This window comes from Desulfoplanes sp., assembly GCF_054921335.1.
Genome location: NZ_JBUDSQ010000068.1, coordinates 1 through 14,571, shown reverse-complemented (window position 1 = coordinate 14,571; position 14,571 = coordinate 1). Strand labels below are relative to the sequence as shown.

Annotated in this window: 14 protein-coding genes and 1 riboswitch; of the genes, 12 read left to right on the top strand and 2 right to left on the bottom strand. The window is 48.2% G+C overall.

The window, feature by feature from the left end; translation table 11 throughout:
- Positions 1–24: 24 nt before the first annotated feature.
- Both ACY692_RS11970 and ACY692_RS11965 read right to left on the bottom strand, forming a co-directional pair.
- The gene (locus ACY692_RS11970) at positions 25–1,623 is read right to left on the bottom strand and encodes a type II secretion system protein (protein WP_462325602.1); all 1,599 of its coding nucleotides are present in this window, start codon (positions 1,621–1,623) and stop codon (positions 25–27) included.
- Between the two features lie 200 nt (positions 1,624–1,823).
- Positions 1,824–2,510 (bottom strand): prepilin-type N-terminal cleavage/methylation domain-containing protein, encoded by a 687-nt coding sequence (locus tag ACY692_RS11965; protein WP_462325601.1) that lies wholly within the window; start codon positions 2,508–2,510, stop codon positions 1,824–1,826.
- 48 nt (positions 2,511–2,558) lie between these two features.
- Here ACY692_RS11965 and ACY692_RS11960 point away from each other — a divergent pair, with 48 nt between their 5' ends.
- From ACY692_RS11960 to ACY692_RS11905, 12 genes are all read left to right on the top strand, one after another.
- Entirely contained in the window at positions 2,559–4,070 is a 1,512-nt protein-coding gene (locus ACY692_RS11960; RefSeq protein ID WP_462325600.1) for an AAA family ATPase, read from the top strand.
- Between the two features lie 383 nt (positions 4,071–4,453).
- On the top strand, positions 4,454–6,106 hold the full coding sequence (locus ACY692_RS11955) for a GspE/PulE family protein (protein WP_462325599.1): 1,653 nt from the start codon (positions 4,454–4,456) through the stop codon (positions 6,104–6,106).
- A 5-nt stretch (positions 6,107–6,111) separates the two neighbouring features.
- Positions 6,112–7,347, top strand: a complete 1,236-nt coding sequence (locus ACY692_RS11950; protein ID WP_462325598.1) for a type II secretion system F family protein — start codon at positions 6,112–6,114, stop codon at positions 7,345–7,347.
- Positions 7,348–7,382: 35 nt separating this feature from the next.
- A complete protein-coding gene (locus tag ACY692_RS11945) occupies positions 7,383–7,820 on the top strand; it encodes a hypothetical protein (RefSeq protein WP_462325597.1) in 438 nt (145 codons plus the stop codon).
- Positions 7,817–9,163 carry a hypothetical protein gene (locus ACY692_RS11940; RefSeq protein ID WP_462325596.1) on the top strand — a complete coding sequence of 449 codons (1,347 nt, stop codon included), beginning with the start codon at positions 7,817–7,819 and terminating at the stop codon, positions 9,161–9,163. Before ACY692_RS11945 ends, ACY692_RS11940 begins: the two co-directional genes overlap by 4 nt.
- Positions 9,164–9,168: 5 nt before the next feature.
- Positions 9,169–9,804, top strand: coding sequence for a hypothetical protein (locus tag ACY692_RS11935; RefSeq protein ID WP_462325595.1), 636 nt, complete (start codon positions 9,169–9,171; stop codon positions 9,802–9,804).
- Position 9,805: 1 nt separating this feature from the next.
- On the top strand, positions 9,806–11,392 hold the full coding sequence (locus ACY692_RS11930) for a hypothetical protein (RefSeq protein ID WP_462325594.1): 1,587 nt from the start codon (positions 9,806–9,808) through the stop codon (positions 11,390–11,392).
- 308 nt (positions 11,393–11,700) lie between these two features.
- A complete protein-coding gene (locus ACY692_RS11925) occupies positions 11,701–12,249 on the top strand; it encodes a hypothetical protein (RefSeq protein WP_462325593.1) in 549 nt (182 codons plus the stop codon).
- 18 nt (positions 12,250–12,267) lie between these two features.
- Positions 12,268–12,429: riboswitch (cyclic di-GMP riboswitch) on the top strand.
- A 69-nt stretch (positions 12,430–12,498) separates the two neighbouring features.
- Positions 12,499–13,110, top strand: coding sequence for a type II secretion system protein (locus tag ACY692_RS11920; protein WP_462325592.1), 612 nt, complete (start codon positions 12,499–12,501; stop codon positions 13,108–13,110).
- 70 nt (positions 13,111–13,180) lie between these two features.
- A complete protein-coding gene (locus tag ACY692_RS11915) occupies positions 13,181–13,798 on the top strand; it encodes a type II secretion system protein (RefSeq protein ID WP_462325591.1) in 618 nt (205 codons plus the stop codon).
- A complete protein-coding gene (locus tag ACY692_RS11910) occupies positions 13,799–14,443 on the top strand; it encodes a type II secretion system protein (protein ID WP_462325590.1) in 645 nt (214 codons plus the stop codon). It abuts the gene before it with no gap.
- Between the two features lie 4 nt (positions 14,444–14,447).
- The coding region (locus ACY692_RS11905) for a type II secretion system protein (RefSeq protein WP_462325603.1) at positions 14,448–14,571 on the top strand (124 nt) is incomplete at its 3' end.

Here is a 14,571-nt window from a genome sequence, read left to right as displayed (position 1 = left end):
TTTTTGCCCATAGCTTTCTCCCGATCAGGTGGAATTCGTGGAATTATAGTCAAGAAAATTTATTCTAAAATCACTCAATTTTACGGCTTGTTCATCGCTGGAGCCGACAGTCCAGCCAAACCTGATTTTTTCCATTTGTTCCCTAAAAAGTTCCGGTTCTATTGTCATTTGAGCTGTAACGGTCGCCTCTTCAGACATTATCTTATTGATAGCATTACTCCCCTCCACATCAACCCATGCACTGATAGTTGTATTCCCAGATGAGGCATTGTAACCCAAATCTATGCGCAGTGTATGCTCCTGGGCATCCTCAAGCCATGTTTTATTACTAGCTTCGTAAGCGCATCCTGCAGAATTTTTTTCAAGATTTTTGGAATGGAAATCAGCTAGCTCTCCAGCACCATGCCGATTATCGTCTCCATTATGCCCTTCTCCTCCCGCCCCTTCACAAATATCTTCGTCCGTTGTTTGTAATCCTCCGTTCTCATCCAGGTAGGCGTAAGCGTATCCCCAAAAGAGGGCCGCCACATGATTGCCGTTAGGATCGTCTTTATTAAAACACCAGTCATTATTTTCACTATTTGATTTGTAATAATCAACCTCCACTCCCATTTTGGGTTCTCCGATCCAATATTCATGATCCGGCTGGGTACCTGCGTAACCCAAATGCGCTCCGTTGCCACCGCAAACGGACTCAGCTGGAGATTCTGTATCCGAAGTCACGGCAAAGGTAAAACCCGAAGCATAGTCGGTAGAATCATTAGATGTATCTTCTTTGGTTGACTTAAATTTAAAAAAAGCGCGGAACCCACTGCCTAAATCGCAGACGCCATCGGAACACGGTCCGGTATTCTCCCCGTACCAGATACAGCCCGAAGTAAGCTCATCGGTTCCGCCCATGGTTATTGTCTTGCGGTCTTCATCATCCACCACGCGTATCACACCGTCTTGGGATTGGATAATATGATCAAATTCAGCAATGTTGCTTTTGAAGCTTATATCTGAAGACGAGGGAGGATCTGACATACACAAGTTGCTTATCATTCTTTTCAAATTCCAAAAATCCATATATTCTACCAAATCGTCATATTCATCAGAAGAGCGATCAAAATCTTCACCGTATGAATCAATCTTTTTCCCAAATGCATACGTAGTTAACTGGCCTACTTTGGTAGCATCATTGAAATCCCAATCAAACTGTTTATTATGATTCGGACCACCGCTGGCCACAACAAAAGCAACATTATTATAGCTTTCGTCACCACCTATAGTTAACGTTGTATTAGAACTGTTGCATATAACCTCTTCACATGGATCATTTGAATGACTTGTACAAATTAAACTTTCTCCAGTCCCATTATAAGCAGCCCTATAAAAAATTTCCTTGCCCCAGGGATCCTTTCTGGTACTGATCAAGTCAGTACTGTTCGGCAGACAACCATACTGATACGCATACCCAATAATCTCATCCCGAGCTGTCCGCAAAATATCCCGCGCCTCTTTCAGCCTCGCCGTCTTGCTCTGGGTAACCAGCAACGGCACAATCGTCCCGACAATAAGCCCCATAACAACCAGAACAATGGCCATCTCGATCAGGGTAAATCCTTTGGTGTCATTCTTCATACGTACTCCAAAACGTTAGATACAAAAAAGATCTACACGGGAAAACGACAATCACCCATCAGATGTGCCTGCAAAAAGTATCTCTTGCAGACGGTTTTAGGTTTTAGGTTATTAAGTTTTAAGCAAAAACCAGGTAGTTAAATCTCATGATTATTCAGGATCTGGCAATGAGGGCATTTTTTGCAGTCGCATCCTATCGATCAGGGCAACAACTCGCTCAAACCATACCCGGTCACGATAAGCACCTGATCATCATAGTCCTTGTGGTCAAATTCAAAATCCGGTGTAATGTCTTTCAGGCTTCCAACAAGGGTATTCTTGCTGTGAAACAAGCTTCTTGTCGTACTGCTATCAAATTCCCCGTTTTTTCCTTTGCTCAGCAAAATAAAGGCGATATTCGGCACAACCCTGCCATCTTTATCGGTAGCATTGGAGTTTTCACCCGGAAAATTCGTTGTATCAAAGGTCTCACCGCCTATTATCTTTGTTCCGTTTATTGAATTCCCGCTGCCGTCAATTCCTCCCAAAAACCGGATCCTATGTCCCCAGGCATCTTTGTAACCCGCCTTGCACAGGCAATAATCCACGGCTTTGGTCGGCACATTATTCACACATTGATAATTATCGTCTTCATTCTCTTGCAGATTCAACGTGAAATCCGGATATCTTTCACTTAAAATCATTCGTTCCATCAGACAGGATTTGACCGCCTTCAATTTGGCCCGGGTATAGGAAATTTCAAACCCGCTTTTAATGGACATCCAGGATATGGCTCCCACAGCCATGACCGTGCCGATGACCACCAGAACAATAGCCGATTCTATCAGGGTAAAACCCTGAAACCCTGCATGATCATGCGTTAATGCGGACTTGCCATTGTTCTGCATATTAATTATGCCTTTTAAGGTAATTACTATAATTTATTGGAGCGAATTTTGTCCGAAGACATTTTCAGCCTGCTCGGCCTGAAGTCCAATCCGTTTTCCATCGCCACCAGCGAAAAAGGCTACTACCAGACCGAATCCACAAAAGCCATTCTGGAAGAATTGGTTCATGGAATTCTGACCAAAAAAGGTATCATGCTTTTAGTAGGTGAAGTCGGAGTAGGCAAAACGTCTCTTTGCCTGCAGATTTTGAGGCAATTGCATTCCCAGGAAGTGTATTCAGCATGGATTTTTAATGTTATCTCCCAAAAAGAAGAACTTCTTGAAGCCATTACAAGTGACTTCGGACTTAAACCTTTCGAACGATCAAGTATAGTAGGTTATCAAAATATCCTAAATCAGTTCTTTCTGCAATGCTACCGACAGCACAAAATATGCGTAATCATAGTCGATGAAGCGCATAATCTTTCTCTTCATTGCCTGGAAGCCCTGCGCATGCTTTCCAATCTGGAATATGACGGCAACAAACTGGTTCAAATTCTTCTTATAGGGCAGCCTGAACTTAATGTCCTGTTAAACAGGGAACATATGCGGCAGTTCAAAAGCAGGGTAACTATTGCTCTGGAACTGCCACAGCTTTCGCGTCAAGAGCTCAAGGGCTATGTGGATTTCAAACTGGCCACAGCTGATTCCCAACTCCGCGTACACGACACAAGCAAAAATCTCTTATGGACCGTGTCCAGAGGCAACCTGCGCCTGGTCAACCTGATCATGGAGAGGGCTCTTTACGCGTGCGTCGCTATGCAGGTTCAGCGGCTCACTCCCAGGGTCATGCGCAGGGCCATACAAGAAGTCGCCCGATATCAATCTGATATAAAACATAATCTGAATAAAAAAAACAAAAAAACAGCGTTCTCCCTATCTGGAATACTGCTTATAGTTGTTGTGGCTATAATTCTGTTTTTCCCTTTTCCCATAGGCCACGGGAAAAAAACAACCATTTTTGAATTCACTGTCAACAGACTCAGCACGGCTCCTCACGTGCCCGTGCCCTTTAAACAAAAAATCGACAAAAACGGAACAAACATCCTGGAAAAAGAATGGAATACCGCCTTATTGCGCGACATAGATGCGTTTCTCTCGCCATTTGACATATTCTTTTTGAAACCCAAGCTGAGCAGGGCCATTACATCCAACAATTTGCCGTATCTTGCTAAAAATCTCCCCCAAAATATGCAGCTGATTCGGTTGACCAACGCGCCTGAGCAAGGTGAGAGCGATCTCACGATTTTTCCCTGGCAAAAATATACCCATACCGGTCCTGAATGGATCGGGATATGGAAAACATCAATCGACACCAGCCAGTTTCATCCCGGATATGCCGCACCGGAAATCAAAATAATTCAAAAAAAACTATATGAAAATAATTACTTGCGAGAAGAACCGGACGGGGTCTATGGGACACAGACCTGGTACGCGCTATCTCGTTTTCAGGAACAAATCGGCCTCTCCCCTACCGGCTGGCCGGATTATACCACGCTGTATTTTCTTTTGAGGAAATGAGACGGACGCAGTCCCGCAACCCGACAACATCAATGCCCGCTCGAGACGCAGATATGAGAAGAAAAAAGCCGGAACACAATGTCTTTCTCTGCGGCTCTGCTCCTTGGCCAAAGCGGGCGTTGAAATTTGATTCGGTTGTGAATACTCTTCCGGAGTGAGATGCACGTCTGCACTTTTTTCAACTCCCCATTTCTTCTATCCACTGTTTGTTGCTTGCATTCACTCCCAATGCGGGTAGAGCCTGTAACCCAATAAAGGCATGAATCACCCGCTTCGCCCAGCCTTCAGAGTCATGAGAGCCGGACTCACTCGATCCACGCGGACAGTTTCCCCGACCCGGGAAGGGGCATTTCCAATCCAGCACTACATCCAACAATAACCATATGACCCAAGAAACACTCAGAATAGGCGACTTGCTCCAGGAAAGAGGCTATATCCAGTTAAAGCATCTGGACTTCGCCCTGCAGGCCCAGAAAGTAACCAAGGAAAAACTGGGGGAGGTCCTGACCCGGATTGGAATCGTCAGTGAATATGATCTGATATCCACTCTCAGCAAGCAATTGAACCTCAAGCATGTCGATCTGGACAAACTGGTCCCGGAACAGGAGGCACTTCGAAAATTCAACCGCAATGTTTGCCTTAAATTAAAAATCCTCCCCCTGGCCTTGAAAAACGGCCAACTCTTGGTGGCCACATCGGAACTTCCTAATCAGCAAATGAGCCAGGCATGCCTCCGTTATAGCGGAGCCAAACCCCAATTTGTTCTGGCCGAAGACAGCAAGATAGTTTCTTCTGTCTATAATTACTTTTATTTCCTCGAACATCCGGTAGAGGAAGGACTGGAAAGGGAAACCAGGATCCTTTCCGCTGACAGCACAATGACCACAAGCCCGGACAATTTTATTCATTTTATGTTACTTTTGGCGGTTAAAAAAAGAGCCACAGATATTCATATTCGTCCCATGGAGCATGGCATAAGCATTGCTTTACGTATAGATGGTGTTTTGCACAGTCAATATTATCTTCCCCCACAGTTGAAGAGAATTATAACGTCTCTCAAGCTGGCCGCTGACATGGACATATCCGAACAGCGTCTCCCTCAAGACGGACGATGGACAACCGAGGTTTTACAAAAAAGATACGATATTCGGGTATCGACAATTGTAACCCCTTTTGGCGAAAACATGGTCATGCGCCTTCTTTCTCAGGGCAAAGGTGTTTTCAGTCTGGAAAGTCTCGGCTTTTTCCCCGACGATCTGCAGCAACTGCAGACGATATTTAAAGAACCGTACGGCATTGTCCTGCTGACCGGTCCAACCGGATCCGGTAAATCCACAACCCTGGTTGCCGGCCTGACTTCGATTGACCTGTTGGAAAAAAACGCCCTTACCATTGAAAATCCGATTGAATACTTTGTGCCCCTGGCCAGACAAACCCAGACGAACCAGGCCGCGGGATACGATTTCGCAGATGCCATGCGGTATTTTTTGCGCCACGATCCGGACGTCATTCTTATCGGTGAAATGCGGGATGAAACCACGGCCCGAACGGCCCTGACCGCATCAACAACAGGACATCTGGTCCTTTCGACACTGCATTCGAATACCGCACTTGGAGCCATCCCTCGATTAAAGGGGCTGGGCATGGACAACCTGACCACGGCTGAAACCCTCATCGCGGTCATCAGCCAGCGGCTGGTTCGGACCATTTGTCCGCAATGCCGAGAGTCGTACACGCCGTCCGAGTCGGAATGCAGATACCTCGGGATCAAACAAGAAAGTTCACTGCAGCGAGGACGCGGATGTTCCACCTGCAGCAACACAGGGTATCTGGGCCGAACCCTGATATACGAAATTCTGGCCATGGATACCGATATCCGCAACCTGCTTGAAAAAGACGGTCAGATTTACGAACTTGAGGAGATGGTTGCCGGCAAAGGATTCAAAACAATGTTCGACAACGGACGCAGAAAGGTTCTCGAGGGGACGACCACGGTCGAAGAATTGAGACGAACCCTGGGAACCAGGAAATACTGATACCGATGCCTCTCTACACCTACAGGCTGCTCAACAGTAAGGGGCACATGGAAAAAGGCATGGTCGAGTTGCCCTTTGCCGACCCGTTGGCCGCGGCCCGTTATCTGGAGAGACGCGGAACCGTGATCCTCAAGGTCGCCATGCTGCCACGCATAGTGACGATCCTCATCGCGTTCTTCAACCGCAGAATGGGTCATATAAATCGTCTTGAACTTGCCGAATTTCTTAATAATATGGCCATGCTTGTCGGAGCAGGCGTCCCCGTTCTGAGCTCTCTGGAAGAAATCCGGGAGGACCTCAAGAACCCCCGACTGAGAAAATCAGTCACTTTCATGTGCACGGATATAGAAAACGGATTCACACTGGCTGATGCCATGGATTCGCAGCCATACATATTTTCCACAGTGGTCCTGCATATGGTCCGTATCGGCGAGGAAACGGGAAATCTGGACACAATGCTCAAAAAAGGCTCCGAACACATTCGGAACATCCATGAAATCATCAGCGGAACCAAAAGGGCGCTCATGTATCCGTCCATCCTGCTCTGTGTGGTTTCCCTGGCAACCTTTTTTTGGTTCTGGTATGTTGTTCCCAAGATAGTCACTTTATTTCAAGACTTTGGCATTGTTCTCCCCTTGCCCACACGCATACTGATCGCCATTTCCGACGCCTTGCAGCAACATGGACTTTCTGTGCTTGCAGGTATATTTTGTATTGTTGTGCTCAGTATATTCGGCCGGAAAACAAGCTATCGGATACGCTTGTACCAGGATAAACTCATATTGAAGACCCCTATTCTGTCCGGTATCGTGGAAACAGCCCTGATTGCCAGAATCTGTGAATACCTGGGGATGATGCTCAACGCAGGCATAAGTATAATACGCACCATGGATATCATCATAGATTCCATGGGCAATCTGGTTATGAAAAACAAGCTCAAGCAGAGCAGGGAAAGCATAAAAGGTGGACAGACCCTGGCCGCATCGCTTCGTCAGGCAAAGGCACTACACCCTTTTGCCGTTCGCATGATAGCGGTCGGTGAAAACACCGGCCGGATTGAAGAGCAGACCGCTTACGTGGCTGATCTCTACCGGGAAAAAATATCCTCTCTGGTTCAAAATCTGAGCAAGATCCTGGAACCGATTCTGCTCGGCATTCTGGGAATAATATTTGCCATGATCGTCATGGGTCTGCTTTTGCCGGTGTACGACCTGATCACGAATATCGGAGGGAATTACTGATGCATTCGCGCATACAATGCATACTCACCCTGGGGTTGGCTCTGTTTTTCACGGCCAACCTCTATGTGGCTGCGGATTCCTATAACCGATTCAAGACCACAATCGTTTCCCTGGAACAAATTGACAATACTATAAAAAACCTCAAGCATAAATTACAGATGACACGTCAGGTTTTGACCCAGGCCGTGCAGGTACGCACCAGCCTGGATATGATTGACACACGAGCCCTGGCACCGAAAAACTGGATGAGCTTCCCCCTGCTCATACAAAAAAAAATGCCCCTGTCCGCAATACCTGCGGTCACCGACACGATGTCTCAGGGTCGCCCCCAACCCAGCAATTACTGGTTCAAACCAGAGTCATTCATGATCGCTGTCGCCGGCACAAGCGAAAAAGATGAAGAAAACCCTTCGGAAAGAAAATTTTCAATAAATGCCCAGGGTAGTTTTCTGATTCCTCCGGAAAAGCAATGAATTTTTTCAACAAAGACAATCGATTCATCCTGGACACGGAAAAAGGCGCAATGCTTTTCGACCGGGAAACGGCTTATCTGCTCTCGAGCCAGCAATTGCCGGACAACGAACTGATCTACATTACGGATTTTTTTACTTCTCCGGGCCCCGGAATCCTGGAACTGCATGGAAATGCCAAATACGCAGAATTCCTGGCGCGTAAACAATTGCAGGACAGTGGAGAATTGAGTGATGATCTGCAGCTCCAAATCCTTTTCAAGGAAAAAATCAACAAACTAAGCTGCCGAGTAGGATATACTCTGTTTACTCAAGAAAAAGCCAAGGCGTTATTTGAACTGCACAAAAAATCACGACAAGGCTTTCTGCTCTATGATTCAGCAGGCGCAGCCTGCGAAATATACACCAACCTGAAGAAAAAGGCTCCATTCGCCTTGGTGCTGCATCTTCCCCAGGCCCTGATACTGGCTGCAGGTGATCAAAAATATCCTGCACAGTTGCGGCGATACGCCCTGACAGGAGAGGATCAAATATTTCTGCCGGACGCGGTAACCGCCATTGAAGCCGATCTACGCATTTTGGAACAGGATATGGGCAGCTCATTGCCTGAAGTTTACTGGCTCGAAGGACTCGGCTCGTTTGACATACAGGAGACTGAACTTTCCTGGCAGCGCACTACCCATTTTTTACCCGTACAGAAATTCAAAGTTGAAGATCAGGCCCTGTATTCCGGTGTGGGCCACGTCCTCAACAAACTCAAATTGTCCCAGACTCTGCTGCCCAAAAATGAACGCATGGCGTATCACCTGCTGCGGGCCGAACCCTGGCTGTGGATAGTTTTTCTTACCGGCGGGCTGTTTTTGGCCGCTACAGCGTTCACCCTGCGTCAGACGCTACAAACTCTGGACATCAAGGAAACAAATTTATACCGGGAACAGGCTAAGCTGGCCGAAGAGATCCAAAACACTCTTTCCAGAGCCGAAAAGAAAATTGCAGACATCGAACTGGATGAAGAACACCTTGCCGATCTTGCAAAAAATCTGCACCAGGCGCACAACGCGCCTTCGATTTCCCGTATCTGGAACATGCTGGCAAAAATCAAATCCACATATCTCGATGTCACGGCATGGCAGGTGGACTTTTTCGACGCATATTTCGAACTGAGGCTGGAGGGGGAAATCCCTTTGGAACCCGATCAGGCCCAGAGAATACTCACTGAATGTATTGCCCGACTTGAAAAATCCGATTTTACCATGCTCAACAAGACCCTGAATTTGAATCTGGACACCAACAAATTCACGCTTCAAGCCCGTAGAAAATTTGGTGAGCACATACCCCGATTATAATTTATATGCACACTTATCTGCAAAATTTTCTGATACGCATATCTCTGGTGCTTATGGCGAGCGCGATTGTCGCTTACATGGTTCATGATCTCCTGCACAGTCCCGTATCAATCCCCAATCCTCCTGCCGTGTTAACCAGGCAGATCCCCAAACTGCCCGAGACAGAAAAAGCCCTGCACAACGCGCAACAGATCCATTCCATCCTTCAGTCTTCTTTTGAGCCGGCAGAGCGCGAAACACTGGACGTTGAATTGTTTCCACTCAAAGAAAACGATGTCTTTTCACTTGTTCAGGTTGAACCGACCCTGATAATGACCAGCGAAAAAAACAATTTCGTGGTTATAAACAATATGATATACAAACAGGGGGATGTATTGCCTGACGGCAGGAAAATCGCCTTGATACGTTCGGAAGGTCTTTTCCTGAGTGCCGGCACCAACAAACAGTTTATTCCCTGGAAAAATCCAAAGCAGGTCCTTCTGGTTCAGGAGTCGCCGGCCAAAGCCGAAAAAGAAAATGCGTTGCCGCCTCGAGCCTCGGAAGTACCAAAGGAAACCCAAAATGCCGACCCGGCGATGACCAGCGAAGAAATCGAAGCCCTGCTCAAAAAATTTCAAACAGATGGGATCAAAAAGAATTGATATGCCTAAAATATATGAGATACTCTTCCTTGTCATCGTTCTCATCCCGGCCTGTTCGTCCCGGGAAAATCGCCTGGAGTCCAACCTGGACTACCATGACCTGCATGAGGCTGTGCAGACAGAACAAAAGGAACTCATCCAGACCAGAAGACAGGAAAAAAGACTCGAAAAACCGGGAAAACTCTACAAGCTGCCCATAGAGCCTGAAATTCCCGAATACAATCCCCTGCAGGAAACGAATGTATCCATATCCGTCAAGGATGAACCCCTGCACGATATCATCTATATCGTGGCCCGCAACGCGGGATTGAACCTGATCATCGATCCGCAGATATCCATGGAAAACCGCGTAACCATAAGTTTTGAAAACACGCCGTCTTCAGTGGTCGTCGATCGGCTGCTCAGCTCCTATGACCTGGCCTACGAGGTCCGGGAAAATGTCCTGCACATACGAAGATTCACCGAGCGGACCTTTGATCTGGATTTTTTGAATTCCGACACAACGGTAAACATAAACAGTGGCGGTGATATTTTCGGCAGTGCCGACGCTGACGGCAGCAGCAACAATCTGGCAGGAAACTTCCAGCTCAAATCCACACCCGGATCGAAAAACGGGGATAATTCCCTGTACGGGCTGCTCAGTCAAAATATTGAATCAATCCTCAGTCAGGGAGAAGAAGGCTTAAACTCTGGCTATTTCACCCTGGACAGCACGGCCGGCAGCCTCTACGTCCAGACCACTCCTTCCCGGATGAAGACCATAGCCAGCCTGGTTTCCCGTCTGAAAAACAAATTGTCCAAACAGGTCGTCATTGACGCCCAGATCATCGAGGTCACTCTAAATGACGGCTTTCAGCTCGGGATTGACTGGTCCATAGTGCAACAACGGCTGATAAAGGGTGCGCTGGTCCAGTACGGAGTCGGTTGGGCGGGTACAAGCTTCACCGGAGACAGCGGTTTCGGCACCCGAGACATGGACGGGAATCAGGGGCCCATTGTGGTTGACACCCGGCAGGGCCTCGAAAACGGACCTGAAACGACCATCTCCTCGACCATAAATGCCCTGCAGACCTTTGGCGGACTCAAGACCGTATCCAACCCGCATGTACGCACCAGGCACGGTCAGCCCGCACTGGTCACATCCGGCCAATCCATGAGCTATATAAAGGAAATAACCAAAAGCACCAATTCCAACAATGACGATACCGAATTCTCCACGGACACCGCCACTGCCTTCGAAGGGGTCATGCTCGGCGTGGTACCCTTTATCAACAACGACAACAGCGTGGATCTGAATATATTCCCCATAACCAGTGAAGTCGATCTCTCCAACAAGGAAACCTTTAGCGACGGTTCATCGGTCATTCTTCCTGTGGTCAAGGTACGCAACGTCAATACGCATGTCCGGGTGAACGACGATGCCATCATCATCCTCGGCGGACTCATCTACAAGGATACCAGGAACAATGATCGCCAAACCCCCGGACTGGGCAATATCCCGGGCGCGGGCTGGCTTTTCAAAAACCGCGATGACTCCGAGCAGACCAAGGAACTGGTGCTCATCATGCATATCCGGGTAATTTCGTGAGTCTGATATACAAAAGCCTGCAGCAGCTCAAAAGCACGCAGGGGACGTCCGGCACAACAAGTCCGTACGCGCAGTTGCATACCGGCACGGTCTGGCCCTGGAAAAGCATCCTTGCAGTGACGGTGCTCACTTTCCTGATGCTGGCCATGTTTTTGTTCGTACGCCAACAGATACAAAGCAATGAGCAGAACAAACCGGCACCGTTGAACAAATCAACCCGGGATAGCAATATACGACGTCCCGTGCATGCCAATATACCGATCGACTCCACCCACCCAGCCACACCACCAGAGGATGTGCCCCGGTCCATGGCCGGCAATTCCCGAAAAAAATCCAAGGCAGATGCGGCCATGCAGCACCCTGAAACGCAAAGCCCGACAAAACAATCCACCCCGCCTCAATCGACTTCGGCGTTCACAAAGAAGCATACAACCGAAGCCGGTTCGCCAGAGGATACCATTCAGACGAAACTGTCCACGACCTTCAGGGAAAAGGCACACAGAAATCAGTTCATTCTTGAGCTGGAAAAACAGCTGCGTTCCAGCCTGAACGATCCGTCCCGGTTTGCCGCCCTATTGGCCGAGCTGCAACAGAAAGCCGGTACAAAAAACGCGGTTGTCGATAAATGGCAAGGCATTCGAGCCCTTCAAAACAACAAGTTCGCCGCGGCCGAACAATTCTTTGCTGCATATATTCAAAAATCTGGCCCGGATATTGCTATTCAAACAAACATCATCCTGGCCCAGATCGGCCAGGATAAAATGACTGAAGCCCAGAATAGCTTACACACGCTGCTGCAAAAACATCCGGAAAACATAAAGCTGAACAGTCTGAAAACATACTTGACAAAAAATTGATTTAACTTGAAAGTGTATTACTTATAAAGCCAAACTTATCGCAAGGTAAGGACGGAAAGCCACGGGCGCGGAATCACAACGTCGCAGCATTGTACATCGCGACGTATGACACTTGTCTTTGATAGTCACTTTATTGACGCGGGACAAGCAATGTGAATAACGGGTAGCCGGGTTGCCACTCGAGCAGAGTACAGGCAACCCGGCTTTTTTAATTTTTAACGAAAAATCAATACCCCACGGGAGGGAAACATGTTTGAACGTATTGCAGGGATGAAAGAGAGACAACGGGGCTTTACCTTGATCGAAATGGCCATCGTTCTGGTCGTTATCGGCCTGATCCTGGGAATGGTCTACAAAGGCCGCCAGCTCGTGGCCAGCGCCAAGGTCAAGAACGCCCAGGCCGGGTACAACAAGGTTATAGCCGGGTTGAATACATTTTACGACCGCTACGGTTTTTTTCCCGGAGATGGGTGTAATGGCTACTCTGAGGGAGAACCCATGACCTGCACCCAGACCAAAAACGGTATTGTCAATGACGACACTGCTGATGACGAGGCTGCCTTTTTTGATTTGATGACATCCACGGAAATCCTCACCATAGCCGACACCAAGAGTTCTCTGGGAAGTGAGTGGAATGCTACCGGTGACGAGAACGCCACCTGGATTTATGTTGACGGAGCGGACCTGCGGCTTGTCTGTGATCTGGATAGAAAGGCCGATGACGGCGATTCCGATACCGGCGACATCCGTACCTCGGGTGATCCGGATACTTTCGGAAGTTCAGAGGACGATTACGACAGCACCGATGACTGCTGGGATCTCACCGGCAATGCCATAATCGAACTCAAGGTTCTGCCCTAACCCACGCCAACCCATGCCGACGGCACACGATACTGCAATATGCCGTCGGCATTTTTTTTGTGGAGTGACAATGCGATTTAATAAATATCACAAGACGTCCCATGGGTTCACGCTCATCGAAATGGCCATTGTATTGGTCGTGATCGGGCTGATCCTCGGCATGGTCTACAAAGGGCGAGCTCTTGTGGACAGTGCCAAGGTCAAAAAAATGGCTGCGCAGTATAATAAAATCATTGCCGGAATGAATACCTTCTATGACCGGTACGGCTTTTACCCCGGTGACGGTTGTCCCGCCGACCCGACCAGCGTTACAGATTGTACGGGGTCCCAAAACGGAGTCATTGAAGGAAACAGTCAATACAATACAGATGAAGCCGGAGCTTTTTGGGATTTATTGATCGATATTACAGGCATATTGGACGAAAACGACCGTGAATCCGTATTTGGACAGCCCTGGGAAATACTGCAAGGCAACACTTCCGTCCTTGACGGGAACCAAACCGACTGGCTGGATCTGCCCGGGGGCAATCAGGCGGACCTTCGCATTCTCTGCGCGTTGGACAAGATGATCGATGACGGCGAGGCATACGAAGGCAGCGTTATCACGTTCGGGAACCCTTATCACGCTGATACGGACTGCTGGTCCCTCAATGGGCAGAGAAATGTGCATCTGAAGGTGCTCCCATAAATGAAACTAGTTACCGCCAAACACCCCGGCTTCACGCTCATTGAAATGGCCATCGTCCTGGTGGTCATCGGTCTGATCCTGGGCATGGTCTACAAAGGGCGGGCCTTGGTCGAACAGGGCAAGGTCAAGCATCTCATTGCCAGTCGTAATAAAATCATTGCTGCGGCCAACATCTACTACGACCGATACGGGATGTTTCCCGGTGACGGCTGCCAAAACGCGCAGCCCACCAGTCCCATGGATTGTGATCCGCAAGCCTACGGAGTGTATCCGGGAGCTGTCGAACGTGATGGCAATGGCGGGGCTCAGGAAGACGCAGCCTTCTGGTATCTTTTGACCCAAAAAACAGACATACTGAATGAAGCGGATCAGGAAAGCGTTTTTGGTCAACCGTGGGAGATAATAAGCCATGGGGCACTGAATGCCCATTGGCCGGGGACTTACTCTTTTGGCAGTTATTTGAATCTTCCTGGCAGCGCTCAATCCGATCCGAGAATCGTCTGCGCTGTGGACAAGTTCATTGACGACGGCAACTCGGCAACCGGAACGGTTTTTCTCAATCCCGGAGACAGCGGATACGATCAAAACACCGATTGCTGGAAATTAAGCGGTCAGGTAAACGCAGTATTGAAAATACTCCCTTGAAATTATGCACACACAAAATCCAAAGCAACACGGCTTCACGCTCATTGAAATGGCCATCGTCCTGGTGGTCATCGGACTGATTCTGGGCATGGTCTATAAAGGGCGGGCACTTGTAGCTCAAGGCAAGG